Origin of the sequence: Yoonia sp., assembly GCF_036007805.1 — a bacterium.
Classification (GTDB): Bacteria; Pseudomonadota; Alphaproteobacteria; order Rhodobacterales; family Rhodobacteraceae; genus Yoonia.
This window is the reverse complement of the sequence record NZ_DASYOK010000108.1, coordinates 1-4,142: the sequence shown is the minus strand read 5'-3', so window position 1 is coordinate 4,142 and position 4,142 is coordinate 1. Positions and strand designations below refer to the sequence as shown.

Below are 4,142 nucleotides of genomic sequence, written 5' to 3'. Positions count from 1 at the left end.
TCAGGGTCATAGAACACGCAGGCCTGCCCGGGCGAGACGCCTTGTTCGGCGACCAGCAATTCGACCTCGGCTTCCGTCTCGGAGATCGGGCGCAATACAGCGTCCGTCGGTGGACGGGTAGAGCGCACGCGCACCGCGATCTGGCGTTCTCCTATATCCATCAGGTTCCCGCCACCGATCCAGTTGATTTCGCGGATCGGTACGCGGCGGGTGGCCAACAGGTCCTTGGGCCCAACAACAACCTCTTTGCGTTCCACGTCAAGCTTGACCACATAAAGCGGATCGGCAAGCCCGCCGATCCCCAGACCACGCCGCTGGCCGATAGTGTAATGGATCACACCTTTGTGGGTGCCCAGCACGCGGCCTTCTGTATCCACAATATCACCCGGTGCCGCGGCACCGGGGCGCAGCTTCTCGATCACCGCCGCATAGTCACCATTGGGCACAAAGCAGATATCCTGACTGTCGGGTTTATCCGCCACGCTCAGCCCGTATTTGCCCGCCAGCGCGCGGGTCTCTTCCTTGGATGCATGATGGCCCAGCGGGAAGCGCAGGTAATCCAGCTGCTCTTGCGTGGTGGAAAAAAGGAAATAACTTTGGTCCTTGGTCGGATCCGCGGCGGAATGAAGCTCGGCCCCTTCAGCGCCCATTTTGCGCTGGATATAATGACCGGTCGCCATGCAATCTGCGTCCAGATCCTTGGCGGTTTCCAACAGGTCCTTGAACTTCACCCGCTCGTTGCAGCGGATACAGGGCACAGGGGTGGCACCGCCCAGATAGCTGTCGGCGAATTCGTCCATCACGGCTTCGCGGAAGGTGTTCTCGTAATCCAGCACGTAATGCGGGAAGCCCATTTCCTCAGCCACACGGCGCGCATCATGGATATCGCGGCCCGCGCAGCACGCACCTTTCTTGGCTAAAGCTGCCCCATGGTCATAAAGTTGCAGGGTCACACCCACCACATCATAGCCCTCTTCTGCCAGTTTCGCGGCCACGACAGAGCTGTCGACACCGCCGGACATGGCGACGACGACGCGCGTTTGCGCGGGCGGCTTGGCAAAGCCGAGCGAATTGAGCGGCGAATCAAGTGACATATGGGTGTTCCGGAAACTGCGTTTTCTTAGATAAATATAGGAAAATGCGATGCACTCTCAAGGCCCCCCTATACCACTCATTAAACCCTTCACCCGATATTTACCCTCGGAGTGACAAAAGGGGGTGCAAATATGTACATACGAAAAGTCGAAGGACCCAGATCGGTGACCTTGCCTGATGGAACAATCATGACGCGGGCGGACCTGCCCAGTCAGAAAACAAGGCGCTGGGTTGCGTCTCGTAAGGCTGCTGTTGTGCGGGCTGTCGGGGCGGGGCTCATCACGCGTCAAGAAGCGTTGGAAGCCTACGCGCTTTCAGAAGACGAGTTTTCGGAGTGGGAGACAGCCGTGGACCAGCACGGGGAGGCGGCGTTGAAGGCCACGGCATTACAACGTTATAGACAACCCTAGGTTGTTACTGGTAAAGGTACGGTGGGGGTAACGGCTAATTAACCTTTATTGGTTTAATTGAAGACTACCGAACTCATAGCGGAGAACTGCCATGCGAGTCTTGCTGGTTGAAGACGACCCCACAACGTCCAAAAGCATCGAACTGATGCTGACCCACGCCAATCTGAATGTCTACGCAACGGACATGGGGGAGGAAGGGATCGATCTGGCAAAGCTTTATGATTATGACCTGATTCTTCTCGACATCAATCTGCCCGATATGAACGGGCATGAGGTTTTACGCCAGCTTCGGTTGAGCCGCATTGATACGCCTATATTGATCCTCTCAGGGGACGATGGGACAGAAAGCAAGCTAAAAGGCTTTGGTTTTGGCGCAGATGACTATCTGACAAAACCCTTCCACCGCGAAGAACTCGTGGCGCGTATTCATGCAATTATCCGGCGATCCAAGGGACACGCGCAATCTATCATTAAGACAGGACAGATTGCCGTGAACCTTGATGCGAAAACGGTCGAGGTCGAAGGCAGCACCGTGCATCTGACGGGCAAAGAATATCAGATGCTCGAACTGCTGAGCCTGCGCAAGGGCACAACCCTGACGAAAGAGATGTTTTTGAACCATCTTTATGGCGGCATGGATGAACCTGAACTCAAGATCATTGATGTGTTCATCTGCAAACTACGCAAAAAGCTGAGCGAAGCCACCAGCGGTGACAACTATATCGAAACGGTTTGGGGGCGGGGTTATGTCTTGCGTGATCCGGACCCTGTGACGACCCATGCGCCGATCGCCATCGGGGCGTAGGACCCGCCCGCATCCAGCACTGGACGCCGCTGTGCAGCCCGCCTAATTATGACGTAACCCCCCATTGTGGGGCATCGTTGGGTGGGAGACCGGCATGGTTCAAGAGACAGCGCAACATGCGGACACAGGTGATACCCCCGTTGCGCAGCTCACCACAGCACAGGCGCGCGCCGAATTGGCGTGGCTGGCTGAACAGATTGCTGCGGCAAATACGGCCTATCACCGCGATGACGCACCCGAGATCAGTGATGCAGATTACGATGCGTTAAAACAACGAAACGCCGCAATTGAAGCGCATTTTCCATCACTCAAACGCACCGATAGTCCCAGCGATGTTGTTGGTGCCGAAATCGCCGAAGGGTTCGGGAAAGTCCGCCATGCGGTGCGGATGTTGTCCTTGGGCAATGCCTTTGCGGATGAGGAAGTGAGCGACTTTGACGGACGTATTCGAAAATACCTCGGATTAGATGCCGACACAGCCCTGCGCTATACCGCCGAGCCAAAGATTGACGGGCTGTCTCTGTCGCTTCGCTATGAAAACGGAGCGCTGGTGCAGGCCGCAACACGTGGCGATGGTGAAACCGGTGAAAACGTGACCGCCAACGCCCGCACAATTGCCGATATTCCGAGCAAGATTACCGACGCGCCCACCGTGCTCGAGGTGCGCGGTGAAGTCTATATGAGCCACGATGACTTTGCCGCACTCAACGCACGTCAGGCCGAGAGTGGCGGCAAGAAATTCGCCAATCCGCGCAACGCCGCCGCCGGATCATTGCGGCAACTGGACGCCGAAATCACAAAATCGCGCCCCTTGCGTTTCTTTGCCTACGCATGGGGTGAACTCTCGGCGCCTTTGGCGGACACGCAATCTGATGCAATCGCAAAACTGGCGTCTTTCGGTTTTGTCACCAACCCTTTGACGCGCATCTGCGACAGTCCCGACGCGTTGTTGCAACACTACAAAACGATCGAGGTGCTGCGCGCAACGCTCGGTTATGACATCGACGGCGTGGTTTATAAGGTCGATGACCTCGCGCTGCAAAAACGCCTTGGTTTCCGCTCAACGACCCCACGCTGGGCGATTGCGCATAAATTCCCCGCCGAACTCGCGTGGACAAGACTGGAAGCCATCGACATCCAGGTGGGCCGCACCGGCGCCTTGTCACCCGTTGCGCGATTGCAACCGGTCACCGTCGGTGGTGTGGTGGTCTCAAACGCCACGCTGCACAATGAAGACTACATCGCAGGGCGTGACGGGAACGGCGCACCTATTCGCGAAGGCCGCGATATCCGCGTGGGTGACTGGGTTCAGGTCTACCGCGCCGGTGACGTGATCCCGAAAATCAGCGACGTGGATCTGTCCCGCCGCCCTGAAGATGCGGTACCCTATGTGATGCCGAAAACCTGTCCCGAATGCGGATCAGATGCGATCCGCGAAGAGGGCGACGCTGTACGCCGTTGCACTGGTGGCATCATCTGCCCTGCGCAAGCCGTGGAAAAGCTGAAACATTTCGTCTCACGCGCGGCCTTTGACATTGAAGGCTTGGGTGCCAAGCAGGTTGAGCAGTTCTACGCGGACGGCTGGATCACCACACCCGCCGATATTTTCGCTCTGCGGGCGCGCTATGGCACGGGTATGCAACAGCTCAAGAACCGCGAGGGTTGGGGCGAAAAAAGCGCGAGCAATCTCCTTGATGCCATTGACGAGAAACGCGAAATTCCGCTCGCGCGCGTGATCTTCTCGCTCGGGATCCGCCATGTGGGCGAAAACAGCGCGGCCCTTTTGGCCAACCACTACGCGTCTTGGGATGCGTTCGAGCAGGCCATGACCA

At 57.2% G+C, this 4,142-nt stretch carries 4 protein-coding genes; 3 read left to right on the top strand and 1 reads right to left on the bottom strand.

Translation table 11 applies throughout. The features are described 5' to 3' along the window. Positions 1-1,094, bottom strand: a 1,094-nt coding sequence (gene mnmA, locus VGP75_RS06050) for a tRNA 2-thiouridine(34) synthase MnmA (protein WP_327542793.1), incomplete at its 3' end; no start/stop codon positions are given. A gap of 132 nt (positions 1,095-1,226) precedes the next feature. Here mnmA and sciP point away from each other — a divergent pair. The 3 genes from sciP to ligA all read left to right on the top strand — a co-directional run. Continuing rightward, positions 1,227-1,505 carry a CtrA inhibitor SciP gene (sciP, locus tag VGP75_RS06045; RefSeq protein WP_327542792.1) on the top strand — a complete coding sequence of 93 codons (279 nt, stop codon included), beginning with the start codon at positions 1,227-1,229 and terminating at the stop codon, positions 1,503-1,505. A 91-nt stretch (positions 1,506-1,596) separates the two neighbouring features. Further along, on the top strand, positions 1,597-2,310 hold the full coding sequence (gene ctrA, locus VGP75_RS06040) for a response regulator transcription factor CtrA (protein ID WP_055685741.1): 714 nt from the start codon (positions 1,597-1,599) through the stop codon (positions 2,308-2,310). Between the two features lie 94 nt (positions 2,311-2,404). Continuing rightward, a partial coding sequence (gene ligA, locus VGP75_RS06035; protein ID WP_327542791.1) for an NAD-dependent DNA ligase LigA occupies positions 2,405-4,142 on the top strand: 1,738 nt, incomplete at its 3' end.

Bases quoted from the DNA above. Each gene is read 5' to 3' on its own strand.
- sciP (WP_327542792.1), top strand. From the start codon at position 1,227: ATGTACATACGAAAAGTCGAAGGACCCAGATCGGTGACCTTGCCTGAT.
- ctrA (WP_055685741.1), top strand. From the start codon at position 1,597: ATGCGAGTCTTGCTGGTTGAAGACGACCCCACAACGTCCAAAAGCATC.